At 63.7% G+C, this 26678-nt stretch carries 27 protein-coding genes; 11 read left to right on the top strand and 16 right to left on the bottom strand.

The window, feature by feature from the left end; translation table 11 throughout:
• Positions 1-35: 35 nt before the first annotated feature.
• The gene (locus AC1Q6X_RS18715; protein ID WP_230506344.1) at positions 36-626 is read left to right on the top strand and encodes a sigma-70 family RNA polymerase sigma factor; all 591 of its coding nucleotides are present in this window, start codon (positions 36-38) and stop codon (positions 624-626) included.
• A complete protein-coding gene (locus tag AC1Q6X_RS18710) occupies positions 623-1339 on the top strand; it encodes an anti-sigma factor (RefSeq protein ID WP_492498091.1) in 717 nt (238 codons plus the stop codon). The genes AC1Q6X_RS18715 and AC1Q6X_RS18710 overlap by 4 nt, the downstream gene beginning before the upstream one ends.
• Here the strand turns inward: AC1Q6X_RS18710 and proC are convergent, their stop codons facing one another.
• Both proC and AC1Q6X_RS18700 read right to left on the bottom strand, forming a co-directional pair.
• Positions 1340-2170, bottom strand: coding sequence for a pyrroline-5-carboxylate reductase (proC, locus tag AC1Q6X_RS18705; protein WP_492498089.1), 831 nt, complete (start codon positions 2168-2170; stop codon positions 1340-1342).
• 16 nt (positions 2171-2186) lie between these two features.
• Positions 2187-2888, bottom strand: a complete 702-nt coding sequence (locus tag AC1Q6X_RS18700) for a YggS family pyridoxal phosphate-dependent enzyme (RefSeq protein ID WP_230506347.1) — start codon at positions 2886-2888, stop codon at positions 2187-2189.
• A gap of 70 nt (positions 2889-2958) precedes the next feature.
• Here AC1Q6X_RS18700 and AC1Q6X_RS18695 point away from each other — a divergent pair, with 70 nt between their 5' ends.
• From AC1Q6X_RS18695 to AC1Q6X_RS18680, 4 genes are all read left to right on the top strand, one after another.
• Positions 2959-4002: a type IV pilus twitching motility protein PilT gene (locus tag AC1Q6X_RS18695; protein WP_070312390.1), complete on the top strand. Its 1044-nt coding sequence runs from the start codon at positions 2959-2961 to the stop codon at positions 4000-4002.
• 3 nt (positions 4003-4005) lie between these two features.
• Positions 4006-5145: a PilT/PilU family type 4a pilus ATPase gene (locus tag AC1Q6X_RS18690; RefSeq protein WP_176741213.1), complete on the top strand. Its 1140-nt coding sequence runs from the start codon at positions 4006-4008 to the stop codon at positions 5143-5145.
• Between the two features lies 1 nt (position 5146).
• On the top strand, positions 5147-5632 hold the full coding sequence (locus tag AC1Q6X_RS18685) for a glutathione peroxidase (RefSeq protein ID WP_121668472.1): 486 nt from the start codon (positions 5147-5149) through the stop codon (positions 5630-5632).
• Positions 5633-5816: 184 nt separating this feature from the next.
• Entirely contained in the window at positions 5817-7925 is a 2109-nt protein-coding gene (locus tag AC1Q6X_RS18680) for a putative bifunctional diguanylate cyclase/phosphodiesterase (RefSeq protein WP_492498086.1), read from the top strand.
• Here AC1Q6X_RS18680 and glcF read toward each other — a convergent pair.
• Genes glcF through AC1Q6X_RS18665 form a run of 3 tightly spaced genes read right to left on the bottom strand, consistent with a single transcriptional unit; the run spans position 7918 to position 11737 of the window.
• On the bottom strand, positions 7918-9153 hold the full coding sequence (gene glcF / locus AC1Q6X_RS18675; protein WP_492498084.1) for a glycolate oxidase subunit GlcF: 1236 nt from the start codon (positions 9151-9153) through the stop codon (positions 7918-7920). The genes AC1Q6X_RS18680 and glcF overlap by 8 nt on opposite strands.
• A gap of 6 nt (positions 9154-9159) precedes the next feature.
• Positions 9160-10230, bottom strand: a complete 1071-nt coding sequence (glcE, locus tag AC1Q6X_RS18670; RefSeq protein WP_492498082.1) for a glycolate oxidase subunit GlcE — start codon at positions 10228-10230, stop codon at positions 9160-9162.
• Positions 10231-10246: 16 nt separating this feature from the next.
• A complete protein-coding gene (locus AC1Q6X_RS18665) occupies positions 10247-11737 on the bottom strand; it encodes an FAD-linked oxidase C-terminal domain-containing protein (protein ID WP_492498168.1) in 1491 nt (496 codons plus the stop codon).
• A gap of 150 nt (positions 11738-11887) precedes the next feature.
• On the opposite strand from AC1Q6X_RS18665, the gene AC1Q6X_RS18660 reads away from it, so the two are divergent.
• On the top strand, positions 11888-12442 hold the full coding sequence (locus tag AC1Q6X_RS18660) for a cob(I)yrinic acid a,c-diamide adenosyltransferase (protein ID WP_099409798.1): 555 nt from the start codon (positions 11888-11890) through the stop codon (positions 12440-12442).
• A 62-nt stretch (positions 12443-12504) separates the two neighbouring features.
• Here the strand turns inward: AC1Q6X_RS18660 and AC1Q6X_RS18655 are convergent, their stop codons facing one another.
• The 8 genes from AC1Q6X_RS18655 to AC1Q6X_RS18620 all read right to left on the bottom strand — a co-directional run bounded on the left by AC1Q6X_RS18655 (position 12505) and on the right by AC1Q6X_RS18620 (position 19199).
• The gene (locus AC1Q6X_RS18655; protein ID WP_070222614.1) at positions 12505-12693 is read right to left on the bottom strand and encodes a hypothetical protein; all 189 of its coding nucleotides are present in this window, start codon (positions 12691-12693) and stop codon (positions 12505-12507) included.
• A gap of 84 nt (positions 12694-12777) precedes the next feature.
• Positions 12778-12969 (bottom strand): hypothetical protein, encoded by a 192-nt coding sequence (locus AC1Q6X_RS18650; RefSeq protein WP_070290063.1) that lies wholly within the window; start codon positions 12967-12969, stop codon positions 12778-12780.
• A gap of 31 nt (positions 12970-13000) precedes the next feature.
• Positions 13001-13366, bottom strand: coding sequence for a glutaredoxin family protein (locus AC1Q6X_RS18645; protein WP_409027245.1), 366 nt, complete (start codon positions 13364-13366; stop codon positions 13001-13003).
• Positions 13367-13456: 90 nt separating this feature from the next.
• Complete coding sequence (locus AC1Q6X_RS18640; RefSeq protein WP_070222622.1) at positions 13457-13642, bottom strand: hypothetical protein; 186 nt, start codon at positions 13640-13642, stop codon at positions 13457-13459.
• Positions 13643-13911: 269 nt separating this feature from the next.
• Positions 13912-16005 carry an FUSC family protein gene (locus AC1Q6X_RS18635; RefSeq protein ID WP_492498079.1) on the bottom strand — a complete coding sequence of 698 codons (2094 nt, stop codon included), beginning with the start codon at positions 16003-16005 and terminating at the stop codon, positions 13912-13914.
• A 165-nt stretch (positions 16006-16170) separates the two neighbouring features.
• Complete coding sequence (gene dxs, locus AC1Q6X_RS18630) at positions 16171-18039, bottom strand: 1-deoxy-D-xylulose-5-phosphate synthase (protein ID WP_121668464.1); 1869 nt, start codon at positions 18037-18039, stop codon at positions 16171-16173.
• Positions 18040-18951: a polyprenyl synthetase family protein gene (locus AC1Q6X_RS18625; protein WP_230506353.1), complete on the bottom strand. Its 912-nt coding sequence runs from the start codon at positions 18949-18951 to the stop codon at positions 18040-18042.
• Positions 18948-19199 (bottom strand): exodeoxyribonuclease VII small subunit, encoded by a 252-nt coding sequence (locus AC1Q6X_RS18620; RefSeq protein WP_046683420.1) that lies wholly within the window; start codon positions 19197-19199, stop codon positions 18948-18950. The genes AC1Q6X_RS18625 and AC1Q6X_RS18620 overlap by 4 nt, the downstream gene beginning before the upstream one ends.
• Positions 19200-19606: 407 nt before the next feature.
• Between AC1Q6X_RS18620 and AC1Q6X_RS18615 the strand changes: the two genes are divergently transcribed.
• Genes AC1Q6X_RS18615 through AC1Q6X_RS18605 form a run of 3 tightly spaced genes read left to right on the top strand, consistent with a single transcriptional unit; the run spans position 19607 to position 22551 of the window.
• Positions 19607-20707, top strand: coding sequence for an aromatic ring-hydroxylating oxygenase subunit alpha (locus AC1Q6X_RS18615; protein ID WP_070222628.1), 1101 nt, complete (start codon positions 19607-19609; stop codon positions 20705-20707).
• Between the two features lie 55 nt (positions 20708-20762).
• On the top strand, positions 20763-21686 hold the full coding sequence (locus AC1Q6X_RS18610) for a DMT family transporter (RefSeq protein WP_230506354.1): 924 nt from the start codon (positions 20763-20765) through the stop codon (positions 21684-21686).
• 13 nt (positions 21687-21699) lie between these two features.
• The gene (locus AC1Q6X_RS18605; RefSeq protein ID WP_492498076.1) at positions 21700-22551 is read left to right on the top strand and encodes a sulfurtransferase; all 852 of its coding nucleotides are present in this window, start codon (positions 21700-21702) and stop codon (positions 22549-22551) included.
• A gap of 45 nt (positions 22552-22596) precedes the next feature.
• Here the strand turns inward: AC1Q6X_RS18605 and AC1Q6X_RS18600 are convergent, their stop codons facing one another.
• Positions 22597-24339, bottom strand: a complete 1743-nt coding sequence (locus AC1Q6X_RS18600; protein WP_492498074.1) for an ABC-F family ATP-binding cassette domain-containing protein — start codon at positions 24337-24339, stop codon at positions 22597-22599.
• Between the two features lie 276 nt (positions 24340-24615).
• A complete protein-coding gene (locus tag AC1Q6X_RS18595; RefSeq protein WP_070222636.1) occupies positions 24616-25374 on the bottom strand; it encodes a ZIP family metal transporter in 759 nt (252 codons plus the stop codon).
• On the opposite strand from AC1Q6X_RS18595, the gene AC1Q6X_RS18590 reads away from it, so the two are divergent.
• Positions 25262-25543 (top strand): hypothetical protein, encoded by a 282-nt coding sequence (locus tag AC1Q6X_RS18590; protein WP_162995517.1) that lies wholly within the window; start codon positions 25262-25264, stop codon positions 25541-25543. The genes AC1Q6X_RS18595 and AC1Q6X_RS18590 overlap by 113 nt on opposite strands.
• 98 nt (positions 25544-25641) lie before the next feature.
• Here the strand turns inward: AC1Q6X_RS18590 and AC1Q6X_RS18585 are convergent, their stop codons facing one another.
• Positions 25642-26526, bottom strand: a complete 885-nt coding sequence (locus AC1Q6X_RS18585; protein WP_492403464.1) for a dienelactone hydrolase family protein — start codon at positions 26524-26526, stop codon at positions 25642-25644.
• Positions 26527-26678: the final 152 nt, after the last annotated feature.

Here is a 26678-nt window from a genome sequence, read left to right as displayed (position 1 = left end):
AAGCGGGTTTCTGACCTATACTCGGCCTTGAAAACTTGCTAACCGTTCACTCAACGATTGCGCCGACCTTGCCAGCCCACGCCGCCCCTTACGATTACGATGCCGCCCTGCGCGCCTGCGCCAGGGGCGAGCAGCAGGCATTGCATGGCCTGTACCAGCAGGAAAGCCGCTATCTGCTGGGCGTGGCCCTGCGCATCGTGCGCCAGCGGGCCTTGGCCGAAGATGTGCTGCACGATGCCTTCCTGAACATCTGGCGCCGCGCCGGCAGCTTCGACGCCACGCGCGGCAGCGGCAAGGGCTGGATCTATGTGGTGGTGCGGCACCAGGCGCTGAACGTGGCGCGCGCCCGCGCCCATGAAGTATCGGCCGACGAGGATACCGTGGAAACCCTGCTGCACCAACACCACGGCGATGACGCCGGCGATACCTACGCCCTGCAGGCGAACATGGGCAAGCTGCACGACTGCCTGGGCCACCTGGACGAACCCAAGCGCAACAGCATCCTGTACGCCTACGTCGATGGCTGTTCCCATAGCGAAATCGCGCAGCGCCTGCAAGCGCCGCTGGGAACCGTCAAGGCCTGGGTCAAGCGGGGCCTGGCCGCCTTGCGGGAGTGCATGGGATGATCAACAGCGACGAGGAATGGCAAAGGCTGGCCGGCGAATACGTGCTGGGCACTTTGGACCTGGCCGAACGGGCGGCAGTGGAGCAGCGTTTGCCGCTTGACGCCGCCTTGCGCGACGCCGTGGCCGACTGGGAACGGCGTCTGCTGCCCTTGACGACTCTGGCGCCGCCCGAAACGCCCTCGGCGCAACTGTGGCCGCGCATCAGCGCCAGCCTGTTCATGCCGAACACCGTGCGGCAGGCGGGCGGCTGGCAAGCGTGGTGGAACAGCCTGGCCTTCTGGAGAGTGCTGGCCGGCGGCGGCTTGCTGGCCACGGCCGCGCTGGCCGTGCTGGTCACTACGCAATTGCAAGCTCCCAGCGGGCCCGGCTACCTGGTGGTGCTGGTGGCGCCGCAGGATAAATCGCCGGGCTGGATCGTGCAGGCGGGCGGACGCGGCGGCAAGAACCGCGACCTGAGCCTGATCCCGCTGGGGCCGACCACGGTGCCGCAGCAGAAAGCCCTGCAATTCTGGACCAAGGGCAAGGACTGGGGCGCGCCCGTCTCGCTGGGCCTCGTCAAGCCGGGGCAAAGCGTCAAATTGACATTAGACAAGCTGCCGCCGCTGCAGCCCGAGCAATTGTTTGAAATCACCTTGGAGCCGGCGACGGGTTCGCCCACGGGCAGACCGACGGGGCCGGTGCTCTACATCGGCCGCGCCGTCAAGGTCATCTAGTTATTTACCCAGCTCGTCACCCATCTCGCGCCCGCGCTGCGCGGCCGCCTTGATGCCCTTGACGATGGCCGCCTTCACGCCGCTCTCTTCCATGCTGGTCAAGGCCGCATAGGTCGTGCCGCCTTTCGACGTGACCCGCTCGCGCAACAGCGACACGGGTTCGCTGGAATTCGCCGCCAGCTGCGCCGCGCCCGTAAACGTGGCAATGGCCAGCTGCGTGCCCTGCTCGGGCGTCAAGCCCAGTTCGGCCGCTGCCTGCTGCATCGCTTCGATAAAGTAAAACACATAGGCGGGACCGCTGCCGGACACGGCCGTCACGGGATCGATCTTCGCTTCATCGTCGAGCCAGACGGTCTGGCCGACGGCGCGCAGGATGGCGTCGGCCATCTTTTTCTGTTCGTCGCTCACGCCGCTGCTGGCCACCATGCCCGTGATGCCCATGCCGATCAGGGCCGGCGTGTTCGGCATGCAGCGCACGATGGCGGAATAACCGCCGAGCCAGCGCGACAGGTCGGCCGCGCGGATGCCGGCCGCGATCGACAGGACCAATGGCGCGCTTTCCCCGTCGAGGAAGGGCAGCAGCTGCGCCGCCACGTCGCGCATGCTTTGCGGCTTGACGGCCAGCACGATCACGTCCACGCCGCGCAACGCGTCACCGGCGGACGTCGCCGTCGTGACGCCGAATTGCGCCTGCAATTTTTCCAGCGCCGGCGCGTGCGGGTCGATCACGTGGATGTTGGCGCCCAGGGTCAGCTTGCCCGCCAGGCCGGCGATCAGGGCCGCGGCCATGTTGCCGCCGCCTACAAATGCGATATTCAATTCTGTCGTCATGCTTGTTCTCTCTTCATCAGGAATAGTTGCGGGAACCGAAGATGGCGCTGCCCACGCGCACGATAGTGGCGCCCTCGAGCACGGCGGCGCGCAAGTCGGCCGACATGCCCATCGACAAGGTGTCGAGCGCCAGCCCGTCCGCCTGCAATTGTTCGTACAGCGCGCGCAATTGCGCGAACGCACGGCGCTGGAGCGTGACATCCGTTTCCGGCTCGGGAATCGCCATCAGGCCGCGCAAACGCAGGCGGGGCAGCAGCGCCACGGCATGCGCCAGCGCCGGCAAGTCAGCCGGCGTTACGCCGCTTTTGCTCGCTTCGCCGCTGATATTAACTTGCAGACAGATATTCAGGTCAGGCAAGCCGGCCGGCCGTTGCTCGGACAGGCGCGCGGCGATCTTTTCCCGTTCCACCGTATGCACCCAGTCGAAGTGCTCGGCGATGGGGCGCGTCTTGTTGCTCTGGATGGGGCCGATGAAATGCCATGCCGGGACGTGCTGCGGCGCGGCCTCCTTCACAAAGGCGATCTTGTCGAGCGCTTCCTGCAGATAGTTTTCGCCAAACGCCATCTGGCCCGCGCGCATGGCCGCCAGCACGGCGTCCGCGCCGAAGGTTTTTGACACGGCCAGCAGGGTCACGTCGGCAGGCACGCGCTGCGCCTCCACGGCCGCCTGCGCAATACTGTCGCGCACGGCTTGCAAGTTCTGTTCGATTGTGGACATAATCATTTTCTAGTGTATAGGGGCGGCGGCACAGTGCGCCAGCCCATCAATGCAGGCACAGGGATTATAAATGGACATCTCCGAACTTCTCGCTTTCTCCGTCAGCAACAAGGCTTCCGACCTGCACCTGTCTTCCGGCCTGCCGCCGATGATACGGGTCAATGGCGACGTGCGCCGCCTCAACGTGGCGCCGCTCGAGCACAAGGAAGTGCACAGCATGATCTACGACATCATGAACGACAGCCAGCGCAAGGCGTATGAAGAGGCGCTCGAGTGCGATTTCTCGTTCGAAATTCCCGGCCTGGCCCGCTTCCGCGTCAACGCCTACAACCAGGAACGGGGGGCTTCGGCCGTGCTGCGCACGATTCCGTCGAAAGTGCTGACCCTGGAAGACCTGAACGCGCCGCGCATCTTCGGCGAACTGGCCATGCGCCCGCGGGGCCTCGTGCTGGTGACGGGCCCGACGGGTTCGGGCAAGTCCACCACCCTGGCAGCGATGGTGAACCACGTCAACGAACGGCTGAATCACCATATTCTGACCATCGAAGACCCGATCGAATTCGTGCATGAGCCGAAAAAATGCCTGATCAACCAGCGCGAGGTGGGCTCGCACACGCATTCGTTCAGCAATGCGCTGCGCTCGGCCCTGCGCGAAGACCCGGACGTCATTCTGGTGGGCGAATTGCGCGACCTGGAAACCATCCGCCTGGCGCTGACGGCGGCCGAAACGGGCCACCTGGTGTTCGGCACCCTGCACACCTCGTCGGCGGCGAAATCGATCGACCGCATCATCGACGTCTTCCCCGCCGAGGAAAAGGAAATGGTGCGCGCCATGCTGTCCGAGTCCTTGCAAGCCGTCATTTCGCAGAACTTGCTCAAAACCAAAGACGGCGCTGGGCGCGTGGCCGCGCATGAAATCATGCTGGCCACGCCGGCCGTGCGCAACCTGATCCGCGAAGCGAAAGTGGCGCAAATGTATTCGGCCATCCAGACGGGCAGCAACGTGGGCATGCAGACGCTGGACCAGTGCCTGTCCGACCTCGTGCGGCGCGGCACGATCTCGGCGGAAACTGCCCGCTCGGCCGCCAAGTCGCCCGAAAACTTCCCCGGATAAGCCATGCAGACGACGCACGAACACTATGGCGCCATGCACGCGCTGCTGGCGCAGATGCGCGCACGGGGCGGCTCCGACCTGTTCATCACGGCCGGCTTTCCGCCCGCCATCAAGCTCGACGGCAAGCTGACGCCGCTGGCGGGCGCCGCGCTGGCCGCGCAGCAGGCGGCCGGCTACGTGCGCGCCGTCATGAACGAACGCCAGGCGGCCGAGTTCGCATCGAGCCGCGAAGCCAATTTCGCCATCAGCCCGGACGGCCTGGGGCGTTTCCGCGTGTCCGCCTTCGTGCAGATGGGCCAGGCAGGCATGGTCTTGCGACTGATCAATACCGCCATCCCCACGCTCGATGGGCTCGGTTTACCCGCCATCCTGCAAGACATCGTGATGAGCAAGCGGGGCCTCGTCATCATGGTGGGCGCCACGGGCTGCGGCAAGTCGACCACCCTGGCGGCGATGGTGGGCCACCGCAACGCGCACAGCCATGGCCACATCATCACCATCGAAGACCCCGTGGAATTCATCCATCCGCACGGCAACTGCATCGTCACCCAGCGCGAAGTGGGCGTCGACACGGACGACTGGGCCACGGCCCTGAAAAACACCTTGCGCCAGGCGCCCGACGTGATCCAGATCGGCGAAATACGCGACCGCGACACGATGGACCACGCCATCGCGTTTGCCGAGACGGGCCACCTGTGCCTGGCCACCCTGCACGCGAACAACGCCAACCAGGCGCTGGACCGCATCATCAATTTCTTCCCCGAAGAGCGGCGCCAGCAACTGCTGATGGATCTGTCGCTGAATTTGAAAGGCATGATTTCGCAGCGTTTGATCCCCAACAAGGAAGGCGGCGGGCGCAAGGCGGCGCTGGAAATCCTGCTCAATTCGCCGCTGATGAGCGACCTGATCTTCAAGGGTCAGGTGCACGAGATCAAGGAATTGATGAAAAAATCGCGCGAGCATGGCATGCAGACGTTCGACCAGGCCCTGTTCGACCTGCACGAAGCGGGCGCCATCAGCTACGAAGACGCGCTGCGCAATGCGGACTCCGTCAACGACCTGCGCCTGGCGATCAAACTCAAGGGCGCCACGGCGCCGGAACCCGCCCCGCAAACGGGCGCCACCAAACTGGGACTCCTCTGACATGACCAGCATCCACGATTTCCAGGCCGAGGCGCTGGACGGCACGCCGATCGACCTGGCCCGCTACAAGGGCAAGGTACTGCTGATCGTCAACACGGCCAGCGCCTGCGGTTTCACGCCGCAATACCAAGGGCTCGAAGCGCTGTACCGCGCATTCCACGAGCAGGGCCTGGTCGTGCTGGGTTTTCCCTGCAATCAATTCCGCCAGCAGGAACCGGGCTCGAATGGGGAAATCAAAGCCTTTTGCGAAAAGAACTTCGGCGTCACCTTTCCCCTGTTTGCCAAGATCGATGTGAATGGCCCGCATACGCACCCTGTCTTTGCGCAATTAAAACAGGCGGCGCCCGGCATATTGGGCACGCAGTCGATCAAATGGAATTTCACCAAGTTTTTGGTGCGCAAGGATGGCAGCGTATTTCGCCGCTACGCGACGGCCAGCAAACCGGCCAGCCTGGCGGACGACATTCGGCAATTGCTACAGGAATAGCCATTCGACGGTTTGATTAAAAACAATAATTGCTCAAATCAATGAATCCGTGTTTATTTCATGCTTGATATCAATATTGTGTTTCCAATAGCAAATTTCAGTGATAATGTTTGCATAATTATTCGCAGATATCGATCAAAAAACGATGCCAGTCTTTGGGAAAATATTATCTTCATGGATGCGGATGGGCATTTATTCCCGCTTCTTCATTCCTATTTTCTTCCTGATACTCGCCGTTTCCGCCGTTCGCTATCACGCCCTGCTCGGCACGGAAACGGCGCTGGCCAATGCGCGCTACCAGAGCGATGCGCGGCAACTCGACCTGTTCCTCGCCAATAGCGTGCTGCCGCTTGCCGTGCACGCGGACAGTCACGCGATGCACGACAGCGTGCGCCAGGTACTGCGCAGCGCCCTGCCGCTGAACCGCAGCCTCGTTTCCGCCCGCTGGGACACGGCTGGCGGGCATGTCGAGGTGCTGGCCGACAGCAAGCTTGGCGACACACTGGCCACGGTGCCGGCGTGGTTCGCGCGCCTGGCGGGCATCAATGCCATCCGCAGCCGCCTGACGGTGGCGCTGCCGGACGGCGGCGACGGCACCCTGAACCTGCACTACACGCCCGGCCTGCCCCTGGCGCAAGTGTGGCACCGGGTACGCGACCAGGCCATCCTCAGCAGCATCAATATCGTGCTCGTCTTCCTGCTGCTGGGCTTGATCCTGGCCACGCACCGCAAGCTGCTGGCGCGCTTCGTGCAGGCGACCGACCGCTTCCGCGAAGGCAACTTCGCGGTGCGCCTGGCAGCCGGCGCCACGCCCGAGGCGCAAGCCGTGTCGCAGTCGTTCAACGGCATGGCCGGCGATATCGAAGAACTGTTGACCTCACTCAAGACCAGCCAGCGCCAGCTGGGCGAACAGCTGAATGAAACCGTGCACATGCAACAGGCGCTGCAAAAGCTGTCCTGGCAAAACTATAATGATGTGCTGACGGGCCTGCCCAACCGTGCCGCGCTGGCCGCCCGCTTCGAACAGGAACTGTTCCTCGCGCGCGAACGCCAGCGCCTGCTGGCCGTCTGCCTGTTCGACCTCGATCACTTTCAGGCCATCAACGACCGCTACGGCGCCGAGGCGGGCGATGAAATCCTCAAGCAGGTAGCGGGCCGCCTGCACGGCTTTACGGGCCAGGTCCACTATGCGGCGCGCCTGGGCGGCGATGAATTCGTCATGCTGCTGTGCGGCCAGGCCAGCATCGCCAGCATCGAACAGAACGTCACGCAACTGATGACTGAGCTGAGCCGTCCCTACCAGTGCGACCAGCAGGCGCTGCACATGACGGCCAGCGCCGGCATCGCCGTCTACGCGGGCAAGGACCTGAATACGGAAAGCCTGCTGCGCCACGCCGACCACGCCGTCTACCAGGCGAAATTGACGGGGCGCAACCAGTACCACTTCTTCGACACCAACCTCGACGAGGAAGTACGCACCCACCACAACCAGCGCACGGAAGTGCGCCACGCCCTGATCAACGGCGAACTGCGGCTGTACTACCAGCCCAAGGTGAATATGCGCGCCGGCACGGTGGTGGGCATGGAAGCGCTGCTGCGCTGGCAACATCCACGCCGCGGCGTGCTGGCGCCGGCGCAATTCCTGCCGCTGGTGGAACAGACGGATTTGATCATCGATATCGGCGAATGGGTGCTGCGCCAGGCCCTGTGGCAGATGCAGCGCTGGAGCGCGACCGGCAAGCACTGGGTGGTCAGCGTGAACATCGCGGCGCGCCACTTCCAGCAACCGGACTTCGTCTCGCGCCTGGAAACCATCCTCGGCGAATTTCCCGGCGTGCGCGCCAGCATGCTGGAACTGGAAATCCTCGAATCGTCGGCCCTGCACGACATCGAGGACGTGCGCCGCATCATCCGCGCCTGCCAGGCGCTGGGCATCACGTTCGCGCTCGACGATTTCGGCACCGGCTATTCGTCGATGTCCTACCTGAAACGCCTGCCGGCCAATATCGTCAAGATCGATCAGAGCTTCGTGCGCAATATGCTCAACGACCGCGACGACCTGCACCTGGTGCGCGCCGTCATCGGCCTGGCCCGTTCCTTCAGCTTGACGGTGATCGCCGAAGGCGTGGAAAGCGTCGAGCATGGCGCGCGCCTGATCCAGCTCGGCTGCGACCTGGCGCAAGGCTACGGCATCGCCCGCCCCATGCCGGCCGACGCCGTGCTGGAGTGGGCGAACACGTTCATCCCCGCCCCGCAATGGCGCATCGCGCAGTACAGCGAAATACCTATTTAGGCGTCAAGGCCGAATCAATCAGCTCGATCCAGTGCCGCACGGGCGTCTGCGTGCCGGACTGCAAATGGCTCAGGCAGCCTATATTGGCCGACACGATCATCTCCGGCTCGCACGCTTCCAGGTTCGCCACCTTGTTGTCGCGCAGCTGCTGCGACAGTTCCGGCTGCAGGATCGAATACGTGCCGGCCGAACCGCAGCATAAATGGCTGTCCGCGCACAGGCGCACGTCGACGCCGACGGCGCGCAGCACCTGCTCCACCTTGCCGCGGATTTGCTGGCCGTGCTGCAGGGTGCACGGCGGGTGGTACGCCACCTTTTTCACTATGCGCCCCTTCAGCAGCACCGCCAGTTCGTTCTCAAAGGCCGGCATGATCTCGGACAGATCGCGCGTCAGTTCAGCGATGCGCCGCGCCTTCTGCGCATACTGCGCATCGTGCGCCAGCAGATGGCCGTATTCCTTCACCGTGGCGCCGCAGCCGGACGCCGTCATGACGATGGCTTCGGCGCTGTCCATGCCGCTGACATAGGGCCACCAGGCGTCGATATTGCGGCGCATGTCGTCCAGCGCCGCGTCCTGGTCGTTCAGGTGATGGCGCAGCGCGCCGCAGCAGCCCGCCTTCGGCGCAACGATCAGCTGTACCCCGAGCGCATCGAGCACGCGCGCCGCGGCCGCATTGATGTTCGGCGACATGGCCGGCTGCACGCAGCCGTCGAGCAGCAACATGGTGCGCGCGTGCCGGCGCACCGGCCATGCACCGGCTGCGGCGCCTGGCCGCAATTTGTCCTGCAAGCTTTTCGAGAGCAGCGGGCGCAGCGCCTGCCCCGCCTTGTACACGGGCGTAAACAGCCAGCGGCGCGGCAAGGCTTCCTTCAGGGCGAAGCGCAGCGCGCGTTCGCGCAAGGGCCGCTGCACGCGCTGCTCGACGACGTTGCGGCCGATGTCGACCAGGCGCCCGTACTGCACGCCCGACGGACAGGTCGACTCGCAGTTGCGGCAGGTCAGGCAGCGGTCCAGGTGCGTCTGCGTCTTGGCCGTGACGGGCGCGCCTTCCAAGACCTGCTTGATCAGGTAGATGCGCCCGCGCGGGCCATCGAGTTCGTCGCCCAGCAGCTGGTAGGTGGGACAGGTGGCCGTGCAAAAGCCGCAATGCACGCAGGCGCGCAGGATGGCTTCGGCTTCGTCGCCTGCCGGCGTGTTCTTGATGAAATCGGCGAGATTGGTTTGCATGCGCGCTCAATACATTCTGTGCGGGTTGAAGATGCCAGCCGGGTCGAAAGCCTGCCGCAGGCGCTGGTGGATTTTTTCAACGGCCGGCGCCAGCGGATGGAATACGCCCACGGCCTTGTCGCCGCCGCGGAACAGGGTGGCGTGGCCACCAAGCGCGGCCACTGCCCGGCGGATGTCTAGCGCCCCGGCCGCATCGGCGTCGGCGTCGAGCTTGAGCCAGCGCTGCGCCCCGCCCCACTCGATCAGCTGGCGCCCCTTGACGATCACGGCGCTGGCGTGCGGCGGCAGCGACAGCCGCCACAAGCTGCCCGCGCCCGCAAAGAAGGCGTGCGTCTGCTCGCGCACGGACATCCAGAAGGCGGCCGCGTCATCGGGCGCCAGCACCTCGCCGCCCAGCGCGTGCAACGCCGCCGAGACGGCCGCCTCGGCGCCGGACAGGCGTACGCTCAAGACGCCATCGTGCCAGCAGCTGGCCGATATCGGCAGCGGTTGACCGGCCCATTCATTGAGCAGGCGCAAGGCGGCGATTTCCGCACACGCCACGCGCAAGGTCGCTTCGCGCAGCGGCAGGGGCAGCACCTTCAGCGACACTTCCAGGATCAGGCCCAGCGTGCCCATGGACCCCGCCAGCAGGCGCGAGACATCGTAGCCGGCCACGTTTTTCATCACCTGCCCGCCAAAGGCCAGGCGTTCGCCATGGCCATCCATCAGCACGGCGCCCAGCACGAAGTCACGCAAGGCGCCCGCGCTGACCCGCCGCGGCCCGGACAAGGCGCTGGCGACGACGCCGCCCAGCGTGGCGCCAGCGCCGAAATGGGGCGGCTCGAAAGCCAGCATCTGGTTGCGCGCGGCCAGCGCCGCCTCGATCTCGGCCAGCGGCGTGCCGCAGCGGGCCGTGATCACCAGTTCCGTCGGTTCATAATCGATGATGCCCGCATACGCGCGCGCGTCGAGCACCTCGCCATCGAGCTGCTGGCCATACCAGTCTTTCGTGCCGCCGCCGCGCAGGCGCAAGGGCTTGCCCGCCGCGCTGGCCGCCAGGATCTGCTGCCTGAATTGTTCCGCTATCGCTTGCAATGGGGTCTCCGGAAAATTAAAAACGGGGCAGGTTGGCGAACGGCAGGCGCCCCGCCGTCACATGCATCTTGCCGAATTCGGCGCAGCGGTTCAAGGTGGGAATCGCCTTGTCCGGGTTCAGCAAGGCATGGGGATCGAAGGCGCGCTTGACGGCAAAGAAGGCATCGAGTTCGGCGCGCGTAAATTGCACGCACATGGAATTGATCTTTTCCATGCCCACGCCATGTTCGCCCGTGATGGTGCCGCCCACGGCCACGCACAGGGCCAGGATGTCCGCGCCAAACGCCTCGGCGCGCTCGAATTCGCCGGGCTGGTTGGCGTCGAACAGGATCAGCGGGTGCAGATTGCCGTCGCCCGCGTGGAACACGTTGGCGCAGCGCAAGCCATGCGTCGTTTCCATGGCGGCGATGCCCGTCAGCACTTCCGCCAGGCGCTTGCGCGGGATGGTGCCGTCCATGCAGTAGTAGTCGGGCGAGATGCGTCCCGCGGCGGGAAACGCGTTCTTGCGGCCGGACCAGAATTTCATGCGCTCCGCTTCCGACTGCGAGACGGCAATGGCGCTGGCGCCCGCCCCTTCCAGCACGGCCGTCATGCGGGCGATTTCCTCTTCCACTTCCTCGTGCGTGCCGTCCGCCTCGCACAGCAAAATGGCCGCCGCGTCGGTGTCGTAGCCGGCCTTGACGAACGGTTCGACCATGCGCGACGAAGTCTGGTCCATCATTTCCAGGCCGGCCGGGATGATGCCGGCGGCGATCACATTGGCCACGGCATTGCCGCCCGTGACGACGTCGCCGAACGAGGCCATGATGACTCTAGCCGTCGCCGGTTTCGGGATCAGTTTGACCGTCACTTCCGTGACGATGCCCAGCATGCCTTCGGAGCCGATGAAGACGGCCAGCAGGTCCAGACCGGGCGAATCGATGCATTCGCCGCCCAGTTCCAGCACGTCGCCGTCGATGGTGACGACGCGCACGCGCAGCACATTGTGCACGGTCAGGCCGTATTTGAGGCAATGCACGCCGCCCGAGTTCTCCGCCACGTTGCCGCCGATGCTGCAGGCGATCTGCGACGACGGGTCGGGCGCGTAGTACAGCGCGTGGGGCGCCGCCGCTTCGGAAATGGCCAGGTTGCGCACGCCCGGCTGCACCACGGCCGTGCGCGCGTAGGCGTCGAGGCGCACGATGCGGTTCAGGCGCGCCGTCGACAGCACCACGCCGTCGGCAATCGGCAAGGCGCCGCCCGACAAGCCCGTGCCGGCGCCGCGCGGCACGATCGGCACGCCAAGTTCGCGGCAGACGCCGAGGATGGCGATGACCTGTTCTTCCGTGTCGGGCAGGGTCACCACCATCGGCAGCTGGCGGTAGGCGGCCAGGCCGTCGCATTCATACGGGCGCGTGTCTTCCGCGTCGGACAGCACGCAGCGGGCCGGCAGCACGGCCAGCAGGGCCGCGACGACGGCTTGCTGGCGCGCGGCGGTCAATCCGGATTCAGGGGCGGCATTGAGCATAAGTTGGATGGCAAGAGGCATGGGCGTGCAACGATTGTAAGCACAAAAGTGGCGCGCACCGCATTTTTTGTCCGATTTGCCTGCAAATCCGGCGCCGGGCGGCGCACAGTGTCGTATGCTGCCCCCATTCTTCTTTACAGGATCAGCATCATGGGCAACCGACTTTCGAAAATCGCCACGCGCACGGGCGACAATGGCAGCACCGGCCTGGGCGACGGCAGCCGCACCAGCAAGGACAGCGCCCGCATCCACGCCATGGGCGACGTGGACGAACTCAATTCCAACATCGGCTTGCTGCTGTGCGAAGCCATGCCCGACGCCTTGCGCGAGGAGCTGGTGGCCATCCAGCACGACCTGTTCGACCTGGGCGGAGAAATCTGCATCCCCGGCTACCAGCTGATCAAGGAAGAGCACGTGCTGCGCCTCGACGACCTGCTGGCGAAATACAATGCGGACTTGCCGGCCCTCTCCGAATTCATCCTGCCGGCCGGCTCGCGCGCCGCCTCGCTCGCGCACGTGTGCCGCACCGTCTGCCGCCGCGCCGAGCGCAGCATCGTCGCCCTGGCCAATGCGGAAGCCCTGCACGAACATCCGCGCCAGTACGTGAACCGATTGTCGGACCTGCTGTTCGTGCTGTCGCGCGTGCTCAACCGCTTTGCCGGCGGCAGCGACGTGCTGTGGCGGCATGACCGCACGCGGGGCTAAATAAAAAACGGCGATGCAGTTTGACAGGCATCGCCGTGTTGCATCAAGCTGACAGGCGCTTGCTAGCCGCAGGCCTGCAGACACGCCTTATTGACACGCACGCATGAAGGCACACTGAACTCCATGACACAGGCGTCGAGCGCCATATAGCACTCGGATTGGCATTCCGAAATGTCGGCGGTACTGCTGGCCATCGCATACGAGGCGCTGACGCCCATGGCAAACAAAAAGAAACCCAGTTTTTTGAACATAAGCACTCCTGTTGAATTGTGAGACGATGAGCAACATCCATGGCGCGCCGTCCCTTACGCGTCATCCATAAGTGCCTCCGCGCGTCAGTTATGCGGCGGGCGCAGGCATTCCTTCTGGCAAGCCTGATAATTTTCCATGCAGGCCGGCTGGCCGAATTCCACGCAATCGAGCAAGTTGCGCTCGCAGACAAAGGTGCAGTCAGGGCCGCCAGCCTGGACACTGAAAGACAGGGCGGCGCCGGCGGCAAACAGGAAAGCGGCAATCTTTTTGAACATGGTCAGCCTTTCAAGTTAACAAGTGGGAACGTCAGATTTTCTTCAGCGCCGCTTCCAGCGCGCCCGCATTAAAACCCTGAATCTTGCGGTTGCCGATCAGCACAACAGGCACGCCGCCGCCGCCGAGTGCTTCGTGGGCTTTTTTCGCGTCCGGGGATTTCTCGATATCGAGATCGACGAATTCGATCTTGTTTTCCTTGAAGTACGCGCGCGTCTTGGCGCAGTAGCCGCACCAGTCCGTGCCGTACAAGACCACTTTCGCCTGGGCGTTCGGGAAATACGCCGCGTAATTGCCCTCGGTGTAATTCGACTTGAACAAGCCCGGCAACAGGGACAGGCCATAACCGCTGCCCAGGCCGGCAGCGAGGATCAGGCCATACATGGCGATGGTTTTCATTTTTTTCTGCATCATAGGTATCAGAGACGTAGATGATCGAGGGCGGCCGGCGCAGCATGCGCTTGCCCGCCGCCTGGCAATGCACGGAGATCAGGAGCCGATGTCGCAGACCCTCAGGCAGGCTTTGTAACTGCCGATGCAAAATGGGGATCTGTCGCCATTTTGCATCGTGCATTCCCGCAGTTCTTCCTCGCAGGTAGAGCAACCGATATCGGAAGCCATGGCATAGGAAGCGCTCAATCCCAGGGTGAAAATAAATGCTGCAATCTTTTTCATTTGCTACTCTCCATGTGAGCGATTGCCTCAGGCAATCGCGGCAGACCAGTCGTAAGAAATGTCATCTTTGCTTGCTACGAAAACGAATATAGACCGCACTTATTTTAGAGTCAACGTTTCATTTCGATAAATTTCCAGTTTGGAAAATATACCGGCAAAGCGCATGGAATGTGGAATTTGGAGAGATTGGGAGGCGTCAAACGTCTATACAATATCGGCGCCGCAAGCAGGAGAGGCCGGTTGCGGGCGCAGCCGGCCGGCGGCTATATTCAGGCCGGCACAGGCAGGCTCATGGGCTGCGCCTGCACATGTTCGCGCAATAATCCCCGCAGCAGCTGCACTTGGGCCACCGCGTCGGCTTGCAGGGCCGTCAAGCCCTCGGCAACGCAAGGGCCAGGCGCGCCGGCATCGGCGTCACCGCGCAGCAGCGCATCGATTTCCCCGCTGACCTCGGCGATCCAGCGTTGCAATTCGGGCGGCGCCGGCTCGGCCTGCGGACTCAGACTGATGCGCGCCGTGCTGCCCGCCACGCGGCGCAGCAGCGGCAGGGTGCGCAGCGCCGCCAGGCCCACGCCGCTGCTGCGGTCCAGGCGGCGCTCAATGCGCAAGCGCTGCAAGACCTGTTCCGCGTTATTGCTGGCCAACCCCGCCTCGCGGCGCAGGCGCGCGATGGCGCTATCCCATTTGCCACCGGCCGCCAGCACGGCCAGCAGGTATTTCAGGTTGGCCGACACGGCTTTCGCCAGGCGCTGGTCCAGGTCGTCCGCCTCGCGGTCCGGCCACAGGAAGAACGTGGCCAGCAGGGCCAGCACGCAGCCGAGCACGTTGTTGCCCAGGCGGCTCATCGCATACACCATCTCGCTGGCCGGCGCCGCATAGTCGGCCACCAGCACGAAGGCGGGCGTCATGAACAGCACGTGCAGGCTGTAGCTGACGCGGCGCAAAGCCATGGTGGCGACAATCAGGGGAAACACCACCAGCGAGATGCCCAGCGGCGTGTAGATGACGAGGCCGATCAGCACGGCCAGCACGGCGCCCAGCACGCTGCCCGCCACGCGTTCGATGCCGCGCGGCCAGGTGGTCGATACCGACGGCTGCAATATCAATAAGGTGGCCATGGTGGCCCAGTAGCCGAACGGAATATGCAGCGCCTCGACCAGCAGGAAGCCGGCCGTCGTCGCCAGCGACACGCGCGCCGCGTGGCGCCAGCTCAGCGACTGCGGCGTGGCGTTGACTTTCGCCGTTTGCCACGCCTGCCCCAGCGCCAGGAAGGCCGCCTCGCGCCACGGCAGCTGCGTCGCGCGCGGCAAGCCCAGCTCCATGAATTCCACGTTCAGGCGCAAGGGCAGCAAGGCACCCAGCGCCGCTTCCAGGCGCCGTCCGCAGCCCGCCAGGCGGCGCTGCAATTCCAGGGGCGGCGTTTCCGGCTGGCGCTGCACGGCTTGCCCCAGGCGGCGCAGCAGCACGGCCATCACTTCCAGGCTGCGCCGCGCGCGCGGGTCCTGGCGCAGCCGCTGCTGCTCGCGCTCGCACGTATGCGTGACGGCGATCAGATAGGCGAAAATGCGCTCGGCGTCGCTGAGTGCCAGCAGCAGATTGTCGTACAGGGCGCTGCGGCCCACGCGCGCGGGCGGCACGGCGGCCAGCGCCACCCGTGCCGCTTCCAGCGCGGCGCGCGCCTGCGAACGGTAGCTGGCGCCATGCGCGGCCGCGTCCGGCAATGCGGGGCCCAGTTCCAGGAAGCGCGCATTGTCGCGCGCGATGCCGGCTAGGCGCGAATACGCGGCGCGGATGGCGCGCCGGCTCGGGCCGAACGGGTGGATGCGCCAGACCGTAAAACTGAGCACGGTGGCGAACAGGCAGCCGAACATGTACAGCCCCAGGAAAGGCGCCGTCTGCGTCATCGATTGCAATGGATGCGTGACCATCACCACGCAGGCCGTGGCCGCCAGGATGGCCACCTGCGCCGTGGCCGCGCCCCAGATGCGCGCCAGCGCGCCGGCCCAGGAAAACAGCAGCACGGCGATGGCCGCCGTCACCACGCCATGGCCGGCCGCCAGCGCCGTCAGGCCGCCGGCCACGGTCGACAGCAGGCCGAAACCCACCATCGACACGAAACGCATGCGCCGCGTGCCGGCCGCGTCGGCCAGGCAGGTCCAGAAGGCGCCGATGGCGGCCCAGGAAAAATCGGGATGGTCGAACAGCAGGCCCAGCAGCAGCATGGCGCTCGAGGCGCAGGCGGCCCGCAAGCCTTCGGACAAGTTCGTTTCGTCGATGGCCAGGCTGACCATCCACAGGGGACGGCGCTGCGCCAGCTTGTCGGTATAGGCGTGCATGCCCGTCAGCCAGCGGCTTGCCAGCATGCGGGAACGGCGGTGGAGTTTCCTGAAATGCAAGATCGGCTTTGAAAGGGGTATCAAAGCGTCATCGTAGCATTCCCGGACGAAAAATGTTGCAGTGCAGCGTAAAATCCCTGCCGTCGAAAAAAAAGCGGCACCGCAGTGCCGCTTTCATGCGTACAAGCAATCTTAGCTGACGACAGCCAGGCGCGGCTGGGACCCGCCAAAACGCTGCTCGATCGACGCGGCGATGCCGGTGGCGTCCAGACCCACGCTTTTCAGCAGTTGCACGGGGTCGCCATGGTCGATGAAGGTGTCGGGCAAGCCCAGCATCAAAATCGGCTTGACGATGCCTTCCGCCGCCAGCGCTTCGGCCACGGCCGAACCGGCGCCGCCCATGATGCAGCCCTCTTCCACCGTCACCAGGTAATCATGCTCGGCAGCAAGCTGCTTCACCAGTGCCACGTCGAGCGGCTTGACGAAGCGCATGTTGGCCACCGTCGCGTCGAGCTTGTCGCCCGCCGCCACGCTCGGCGCCACCATCGAACCGAAGGCCAGGATGGCGATGCGCTTGCCGTGACGCTTGATCTCGCCCTTGCCGATCTCGATGCTGGTCAGTTCCGGCACGATGGCCACGCCGGCACCGGCGCCGCGCGGATAGCGGATGGCGGCGGGGCCTGGATAGTGGTAGCCCGTTGTCAGCATCTGGCGGCATTCGTTTTCATCGGACGCAGCCATGACGACCATGTTCGGGATGCAGCGCAGGAACGCCATGTCGTAATTGCCCGCGTGCGTGGCGCCGTCGGCGCCCACCAGGCCGGCGCGGTCCAGCGCGAACGTCACGTCCAGGTTTTGCAGGGCCACGTCGTGGATCAGCTGGTCGTAGGCGCGCTGCAAAAAGGTCGAATAGATGGCCACGACGGGTTTCAAGCCTTCGCAGGCCAGGCCGGCGCCAAACGTCACGGAATGCTGCTCGGCGATACCGACGTCGAAATAGCGGTTCGGGAATTGCTGTTCGAACTTGACCATGCCCGAGCCTTCGCGCATGGCTGGCGTGATGCCCACCAGGCGCTTGTCGTGCGCTGCCATGTCGCACAGCCAGTTGCCGAACACTTCCGTGTACGTCATCTTGCCGGGCGCCGTGGCCGGCTTGATGCCTTCCAAGGGATTGAACTTCGGCGTGCCGTGGTACAGGATCGGTTCCGCCTCGGCCAGCTTGTAGCCCTGCCCCTTCTTGGTCACCACGTGCAGGAATTGCGGACCCTTCAATTGCTTGATGTTTTGCAAGGTCGGGATCAGCGAATCGAGGTCGTGGCCGTCGATGGGGCCGATGTAATTGAAACCGAATTCCTCGAACATGGTGGCGGGCACGACCATGCCTTTGGCGTGCTCTTCGAAGCGCTTCGCCAGTTCCAGCACGGGGCCGGGCAGGACGGACTTGCCGACATTTTTCGCCGCCGCATAGAACTGGCCCGACATCAATCGCGCCAGGTGGCGGTTCAGCGCGCCAACGGGCGGCGAGATCGACATGTCGTTGTCGTTCAGGATCACCAGCAGGTTGACGTCTTCCTGCACGCCCGCATTGTTCATCGCCTCGAAGGCCATGCCGGCCGTCATCGAGCCGTCGCCGATCACGGCGATCGCATGCAGCGGGTCGCCCTTGATCTTGGCGGCCTGGGCCATGCCCAGCGCGGCCGAGATCGACGTCGACGAATGGGCCGTGCCGAAGGTGTCGTATTCGCTCTCGTCGCGCTTCGGGAAGCCGGAAATGCCGTCTTTCTGGCGCAAGGTGTGCATGCGCTCGCGGCGGCCCGTCAGGATCTTGTGCGAATAGGTCTGGTGGCCCACGTCCCAGACGATGCGGTCGTGCGGTGTGTTGAAGACGTAGTGCAGCGCGACGGTCAGCTCGACCGTGCCCAGGTTGGACGACAAGTGGCCGCCCGTCTTGGAAACGGAATCGAGCAGGAAGCTGCGCAATTCCTGCGCCAGCGGCACCAGTTGCGAGCGGGCCAGCTTGCGCACTTGCGCTGGTTCATTGATGGTTTCTAACAGTTTCATTTATGCCTTCCGCTGCACGACCAGGTCCGCCAGCTCGCGCAAACGGCGTGCCTTGTCCCCGAATGGCGCCAGCGCCGCATGGGCGTCGCACCGCAATTGTTCTGCCAGGGCCCGCGATGGTTCCAGCCCCAGTATCGATACGTAGGTAGGCTTGTTGGCGGCAGCATCCTTGCCCGCCGTCTTGCCCAGGGTGGCCGAATCGGCCGTCGCGTCGAGCACGTCGTCGACCACCTGGAACGCCAGCCCGACGGCGCGCGCATAGGCGTTCAGCGCCGTCATCTCGTCCGCCGTCAAATCCTTGCCCGCCAGCGCGCCGAGGATCACGGCTGCGCGCAGCAAGGCACCCGTTTTCAGTTGATGCATCTGTTCCAGCTGCGGCAAGGTCAAGGCCAGGCCGACGCTATCGAGGTCGATCGCCTGGCCGCCGCACATGCCTGCGGAACCGGACGCGTGCGCCAGCAGCTTGACCATGGCCATCTGCCGCGCCGGTGGAATCGCCGCGCCGTCGGCCAGCAGCATGAAGGCCTGCGATTGCAGCGCGTCGCCGACCAGCAGGGCCGTCGCTTCATCGTAGGCGATGTGCACGGTGGGCTTGCCACGGCGCAAGGCATCGTCATCCATGCACGGCATGTCGTCATGCACGAGCGAATACACGTGAATCATTTCCAGCGCGCAAGCTGCGCGCGCGAGCGTGTCTTGATCGGCGTCAAACAGTTCGCCGGCCGCCATCACCAGCAGCGGACGCACGCGCTTGCCGCCGCCCAGCAGCGCATAGCGCATGGCAGCGTGCAGCTTGTGCGGCACGACGTCTGCCGCCGGCAGGAATTGGTCGAGCCGGCCTTCCACGCCGGACTGGGTCGCTTGCATCCAGTCGCCGAAGGTCACGCCGTCTTGTTGCACATTTGCCATCATTGGGCGGCCTCGCCGGCATCCACGAACGGTTTCAACATGTCGCCTTCGAGTACTTTCACCTGCGCTTCGACACTGTCGAGCTGGGTAGCGCAATACTTGACCAGTTCCGAGCCGCGCTGGTAGGCCGCGACCGATGCTTCCAGCGGCAACTGGCCCGCTTCCATTTGCGTTACCAGCTGCGCCAGTTCCGCCATCGCCTCTTCAAACGAGGCCGGCGCTGCGGCAGCGGCAGTTAATTTCTTCGACATAGACTCAGATCTCTTCGTGGCACGAGGGGCTTGTAGGGAGACGCCGGGGACTCCCGGCCAGCATAGAAGCGTTATTTTAGAACAAACCACACTATTAAGTGAAAACTTAAGCGCAATCGGCGCGCTCAAAGTCAATAGCGTTGCCAGCTTGTCAGTGGATTTTAGCCGAATCGCCCCTTGCTACCGGAAATTGCACGCCAAATGACAATGTTTCTCATTAAAGTAGTGCATTTACCGGGCGGGTTTGATAATGCCGAGGCCGATACGCGCTATAATCGCCGGTTCTGTCCGAAATACCGTTTCAACAAATTTGAATTCAGGTCTTTGCGGATTCTTTCTCTCTGTAGCGGTTGCCCAGGGAATGGCCTGGGGCACTGCTGACCGTTGTACATTTATGGGGGGTTGGGATGTCCGATCTGGCTACTCACGCCAAGCTGGCGCGTTCAAACGCGCAACTTCCGGTCCACGTCTATTTTGACGAAACGCTGTTGCAGCGTGAAATGCAGCAATTGTTCCAAGCCGGCCCGCGCTATGTCGGGCACGAGCTGATGGTGCCGGAAACCGGCGATTTTGCGACCCTGGCGTCTGAGAACGAAGGGCGCATGCTCGTGCGCAACGCCAATGGCATCGAAGTGCTGTCCAACGTGTGCCGCCACCGGCAGGCGCTGATGTTCAATGGCCGCGGCAACGCAAATAACATCGTCTGCCCGCTGCACCGCTGGACCTACGACCTCAAGGGTGAATTGATCGGCGCACCGCATTTCCCCGAGACGCCGTGCCTGAACCTGTCGAAAACGCCGCTGCAAAGCTGGAATGGCTTGCTGTTCGAGCAAAATGGCTACAACGTGATGGAAAAATTGAAAGATTTGTCCGTCTCGAAAGACCTCGATTTTTCCGGCTACATGTTCGACCACGTGGAAATCCACGAGTGCGACTACAACTGGAAGACCTTCATCGAAGTCTACCTCGAGGATTATCACGTCGAACCGTTCCACCCGGGCCTGGGCAGCTTCGTCAGCTGCGACGACCTGCGCTGGGAATTCGGCAAGGATTACAGCGTGCAGACGGTGGGCGTGCACCGCGGCCTGCAGCAGGCCGGTTCGCCTGCCTACAAGAAATGGCAGGAGCAGGTGCTGCAATTCCGCGGCGGCGAAGCGCCGCCGTATGGTGCCATCTGGCTGACCTTGTATCCGAACATCATGGTCGAATGGTATCCGCACGTGCTGGTCGTCTCGACCCTGTGGCCCGACGGCCCGCAAAAAACGCGCAACGTGGTAGAGTTCTATTACCCCGAAGAAATCGTACTGTTCGAGCGCGACTTCGTCGAAGCGGAACGGGCTGCCTACATGGAAACCTGTGTCGAGGACGATGAAATCGCCCAGCGCATGGATGCGGGCCGCAAGGTTCTGATTGCGCGCGGCGTGAACGAAGTGGGTCCTTACCAATCGCCCATGGAAGACGGCATGCAGCACTTCCACGAGTGGTACCGCAGCAATATCGAACTGTAGTTCCTCAAGGGGCCGCATTGCGCGGCCTTTTTCATTTTCATCGTCAGGATTACTCATGCAGTCACTTTGGATGCTGTTTGCCAGCTTTATGTTCGCCATCATGGGCGTGTGCGTGAAACTGGCGTCGGATCTGTATTCGACGTCCGAAATCGTCATGTACCGCGGCATCATCGGCATGATCGTCATGAGCTGCACGATTCTGTACCAGGGCGGCAGTTTTAAAACCACGATGCCGGGCCAGCATCTGTGGCGCGGCGTGGTGGGCGTGATCGCCCTGTGGCTGTGGTTTTATGCCATCGCCATCCTGCCGCTGGCCACGGCCATGACCCTCAATTACATGGCGCCCATCTGGATCGCCGTCATCCTGCTGGCTGGCGGCTGGTGGAAAGGCATGCAACAGGTCGAGTGGCCGCTGGTGGCGGCCATTGCCATGAGCTTTGTCGGCGTGACGTTGCTGCTGCAACCCGTGTTCGAGACGGACCAGCTGGCCGGCGCCATCACGGCCTTGATTTCCGGCATGCTGTCGGCCCTCGCCTACTTGCAGGTGCGCAAACTGGGCTTGCTGGGCGAACCCGAATACCGGGTCGTGTTCTATTTCTCGGTCGTCAATTTCCTGGCCGGCGTGATCGGCCACGTGGCCAGCGCCGGCGGTGGCCCCGTCGTCTGGCACATGCACACGAGCGCCTACGGCATCGGCTTGCTGGCCGCCATCGGCTTGTGCGCCACCATGGCGCAAATGGCCATGACGCGCTCCTATCGCTTGGGCAAGACCCTCGTGGTTGCCAATTTACAGTACACAGGCATCGTCTTTTCCAGCTTCTGGGGCGTGGTGATCTTCGGCGACCTGTTCGACTGGCATGGCTGGGCCGGCATCGCCATCATTCTCGCCTCGGGCATCGCGGCCACCTATTACAATACCCGCAACACGGCCCGTGGCGCCGCCATCGCGCGCACGGATCCCATCGCCAGCGAAGTGTAAAGGAGCGTTGCTGATGTACACCACCTTGTTACAGGCCAGCGAACTGGCCGACCACCTGAATGACAGCCACTGGGTCATCCTTGATTGCCGCCACGACTTGCTCAACCCGGCAGCGGGCAGCGACGCGTTTGCCGCCGGGCATATCCAGAACGCGCAGTTCGCCGACATCGACACGGCCTTGTCCGGCCCCAAGACGGCCCGTGGCCCCCAATTTACGGGACGGCATCCCTTGCCCGACCGCAACGCCCTGCTGGCCACCCTGCGCGGCTGGGGTATCAATGACGACACGCAAGTGGTGGCGTACGATGGCCAGGGCGGCATGTTCGCCGCCCGTTTGTGGTGGCTGCTGCGCTGGCTCGGCCACCCGAATGTGGCCGTGCTCGACGGCGGCCTGGCCGCCTGGCAGGCACAAGGCTTGCCGCTGGTCACGCCCGTGGCACCGCGCCCTGTCGGCAAGCTGACGGAAAAGGCCAGCCTGACGCGCACGGTCAACGTGCAGGACGTCATTGCCAACCTGGAAACGCAAGCCTTGACGGTGATCGACGCGCGCGCCCCGGACCGCTACCGCGGCGAAAATGAAACCATCGACCCCGTGGGCGGCCACATCCCGGGCGCGAAAAACCGTTTCTTCAAGGATAACCTGCAGGCGGACGGCCGCTTTAAAAGCGCGGAAGCACTGCGGCGCGATTTCAGCGCCCTGTTTGACGCACCGCAAGCGGCCGTCATGCAGTGCGGCTCCGGCGTGACGGCATGCCACAACCTGCTGGCCCTGGAAGTGGCCGGCTTGCCCGGCGCGTCCCTGTATCCGGGCTCGTGGAGCGAATGGTGCGCCGATCCGGCGCGGCCTGTGGCGACGGGTAATTAAAAAATGGCGGACCAGATGGTCCGCCATTTTTTTACCCGTGGATAACTATGAACTTATCCCCAGCGATTGATTCAACTGCGCCAGTTCCGCCTGCCACGCCTGCTGGCTGGCCGGCTTCTGGTGGCGCGGTTTTCTCGCCAGGTCTTCCGCCAGCAATTGCTCGAGTTCGCACAAGCGTTCCAGCTGTTGATCCACATCAGTTTGCCCTGGCACAAGCAGTGCGCTTTCCACGCGCGGCACCGGCAACGGCGCCTGTCCATCCTCGGCACTCAACCGTGCATACGCGCTGCCGGCGTCCAGCCACTCTTCCAGCCGGCCATCGGCCACCACCCAAAAGCGGTTGCAGGCCGTTTCGATCAGGTCGCGGTCGTGCGACACCAGCAGGCAGCCGCCTGCAAAGCCGCGCAAGGCTTGCCCCAGTTCCGCCTTGCCCTGCATGTCCAGGTGGTTGCTGGGCTCGTCCAGCAGCAGCAAGTGATAACTGGCCAGGGACAGGCCCAGGAACAGCAGCCGCGCCCGCTCGCCGCCGCTCAGCGTCGCCACCGTCTGGCCATGGCGCGCATACGGGAAACCGGCCGAGATCAACGCTTGCTTGCGCGCCACCTGGCTGCGCGCCGCTTCGTTCTGCACGGCAAACGGGTACAGGGCGTCGGATAAATCGGCCGTATCGGCCAGTTGCCTGAGCGACTGGTCGTAATAGCCGATGTTGGCGGCGTGGTGCCAGCGCAAGTCCGCCCGCTCCTCCTGTTCCTGGATCGCTTGCCAGCACAGGCGCAGCAAGGACGACTTGCCGCTGCCGTTGGCACCCAGCAAGGCGACCCGGTCGCCCGGTTTCAGCCACAGCTGGCCGGTCTGGAACAGCAGCGGGGAAGCGGGCACGGCGCGCACGTCCAGGCCATCGAGCGCCAGCAACTGGTCGGCCGCCAGCGGCTTGCCGCGCAAACTCAAACGCCACGGTGCGCCATCGCTGACGAACGATTGCGCATCCTTCAATTTGTCGATGCGCCGCTGCATGGTCTTGGCCTTGCGCGCCAGGTCTTCATTGTCGTAGGTGCGGCCCCACAGGGCCAGGCGGGCGCTGCTGGCGGACAGGCGGTCGATTTCCTTCTGTTCGGCCGCATGCCGGGCGGCAGCGGCAAGATCGGCTTCGGCCAGCGCCGCCAGCGCGGGACCGCACGGCAAGTCGAAGTCGTACAGGCGGCTATCGCGCAAGATCCAGCTGCGCGTGGCCACGTTGTCGAGCAGGCGCTGGTCGTGCGAGACGAGGATGAAGGCGCCGCGCCAGCGCAGCAGGAATTGCTCCAGCCACAGCAGCGACGGCAAGTCCAGATGATTGCTCGGCTCGTCGAGCAGCAGCACGTTCGGCTCCTGCAGCAGGGCGCGTCCCAGCAGCAGGCGCGTGTGCTGGCCGCCGGACAGGGAATGCACGGGCACTTGCGCCGTCTCGTGCTCGAAGCCTAACTCGGCCAGCAGGCTGTCGACACGCCAATGCAGCTCGGGCTGCTCCAGCACGGGCGCCAGCAAGGCGTCGTACAGGCTCAGGCTGGCAAGTTCCGGCGGCAAGTGCTGCTCCACGTGCTGCAGGCGGCAGGCACGGGCATAGTGGATGGTGCCGGCAGTGGCTTCCCGCGTGCCGCTGAGCAGGCCCAGCAAGGTGGATTTGCCGCAGCCATTGTGGCCGATCAAGCCGATGCGGTCGCCCTGGCGCAAGGTAAAGGCGAGTTCGTTGAAGAGGAAACCGTCGTGGGTATCCAGTTGTAAAGCTTGGGTAGAAATCAGGGTAGTCATGGCTCTTGTCTTTGTTCGGGATGCAAGCATCCGCGTTAACAGGAGCGCTAACGACAACGGAGTACCAGGAAAGGACTCGTAGAGGAGGGTAACTTTGCTCTGGCCAGGTTATCGCAGCGCGATAGAACGTGGGCAAGAGCTGGCAAATGCGCTAAAAGAGCGTGCGCGCCACAAGGCGAGCAACAAGTTTTCTTCCATGATATTTTCCTCCTTTCTGTGCAAGTTAGTCAGAAAGGCAATATAGCATAAGTGGTACTGCGGCACCGAATCAGTGCATCAACCGCCGTGGCGCTTGTGCGTCAGGAACAGCACGATACACACGCCCAGCGCGATCAGCAGCACTTGCGGGATGGTTTCGCGCAAGGTGGCGCGGCGCTGCATCTGCGGCATCAGGTCGGACAAGGCGATATAGATGAAGCCGGACGAGGCGAACACGAGCACGTACGGGATCAGATTGCTGGCGCGGTCCAGGGTGAAATAGCCGAGCAAGCCGCCGGCCACCGCCATCAGGCTGCACAGCAGATTGAAGACATAGGCGCGCAGGCGCGAGAAGCCGGCGTTGAGCAGTACAATAAAATCGCCGATTTCCTGCGGGATTTCATGCGCGATGATGGCCAGGCCCGTGACCAGGCCCAGCTTCGGGTCTGCCAGGAAGGCGGCCGCGATCAGGATGCCGTCCGTAAAGTTGTGCATGCCGTCGCCGACGAGGATCATCCAGCCGGCCTTGCCCGCCTCGTGCTTGTCGTGGCCGTGCGCATGGTGGTGGCCGTCGCCTTCGTGGTGGTGCGAATGGCGCAGGATGGCGAATTTTTCCAGCATAAAAAAGGCCAGCAAGCCGGCCAGCAGGGTGGCGAACAGGCTGCGCGGGTCCGCCTGCGACTCGAACGCTTCGGGCAAGGCGTGCAGCAAGGACGTCGACAGCATGATGCCGACGGACAAGCTGACCATGCGCTCGACCACTTTGGACAGGAATGCAAACGAAAAGATCGCCGCCGCAGTAATGCTGAAGACGCCCGCGATCGTGGTCGCGAGCAAAATGGATATAAGGACGGGATCGATGATTTTCTTACCTCAAAATGGCGCCGGCCTACGGGCGCCCGCAATGCTGGCGTCTGGCTTGATCTGTATAGTGTTGCTTATTATTCAATCTTGTGCGCGCTTGGCGGCAGCGTGGCGCAGTGAAGATGCAATTGTACTGCATTGACGCGAACCGGGCATTTTACAGCCCGGTGCGCCGTTCGCGGCAACTTCTGGAAAAAAATGTGGCAATCAGGCACTTTTAGCGCCGTTCAGCTTGCAACCTCAGGCAACGCCATGCTTTTTGAACCAGGCCAGGCAGCGCGCATAGCCGTCTTTCGCATCGGCCGCCACATAGCTGGGGCGGTAATCGGCATTGAAGGCGTGGCCCGCATCGGGATACACGACGAATTCCGACTGGTTGCCGCCCTTGGCCAGCGCCTCTTTCATCTTCGCGATCGATTCCTGCGTGATGCCCGTATCCTTGCCGCCATACAAGCCCAGCACGGGCACTTTCAAGGTGGCGGCGATGTCGATGGGGTTGCTCGGCTGCAAGGCAGTCGCTTCGCCCACCAGGCGGCCATACCAGGCCACGCCCGCCTTGACTGCCGGATTGTGCGCCGCGTACAGCCACGTGATGCGGCCGCCCCAGCAAAAGCCCGTGATGCCCAGACGGCTCGTGTCGCCGCCATTCTGTTTCGCCCACGCAACAACCGCATCGAGGTCCGCCATCACTTGCGCATCCGGCGTCTTGGCGATGATGCCTTTCATCAATTCCGGGATGCTGGCCACCTTGGTGGGATCGCCCTGGCGCACGAACAGGTCGGGCGCCAGCGCCAGGTAACCCTGCTTGGCGAAGCGGCGCGCCATGTCGGCGATATGTTCATGCACGCCAAAGATTTCCGAAATAACCAATACCACGGGCAAACCCGTCTTGCCTTCCGGCTGGGCCGCATACACGGGCACGGCCTGGCCATCGACCATCACCGACATGGTGCCCGTGACGAGCCCGGCGGAATCCGTCTTGATGACGTTTTGCGCCGCCACGGGCAGCACGGCCACGGCAAAGCCGGCGCCCAGCGCCACCTTCAGGAAACCGCGCCGGCCGTCCGGCCCGGACACGCTGCTCTGGCCCAGCAAACTTTCACAATCGGTGATCATGTCGCTCATGCGTTACTCCTGAAGGGTGTGTTGACAAACAATGTCGGCTTACGCTGCGCTAAGCCGACCTACGGTCATTGCTCAAGTAATCAAGTAAACATGTGTTCGGCTTACGGTCATTGCTGAATTAAACATGTAGGTCGGCTTAGCGGGGCATGCCC

It is taken from the genome of Janthinobacterium sp. GW823-FHT06H09, from assembly GCF_058794735.1.
This window is presented reverse-complemented; position numbering and strand designations above follow the sequence as displayed.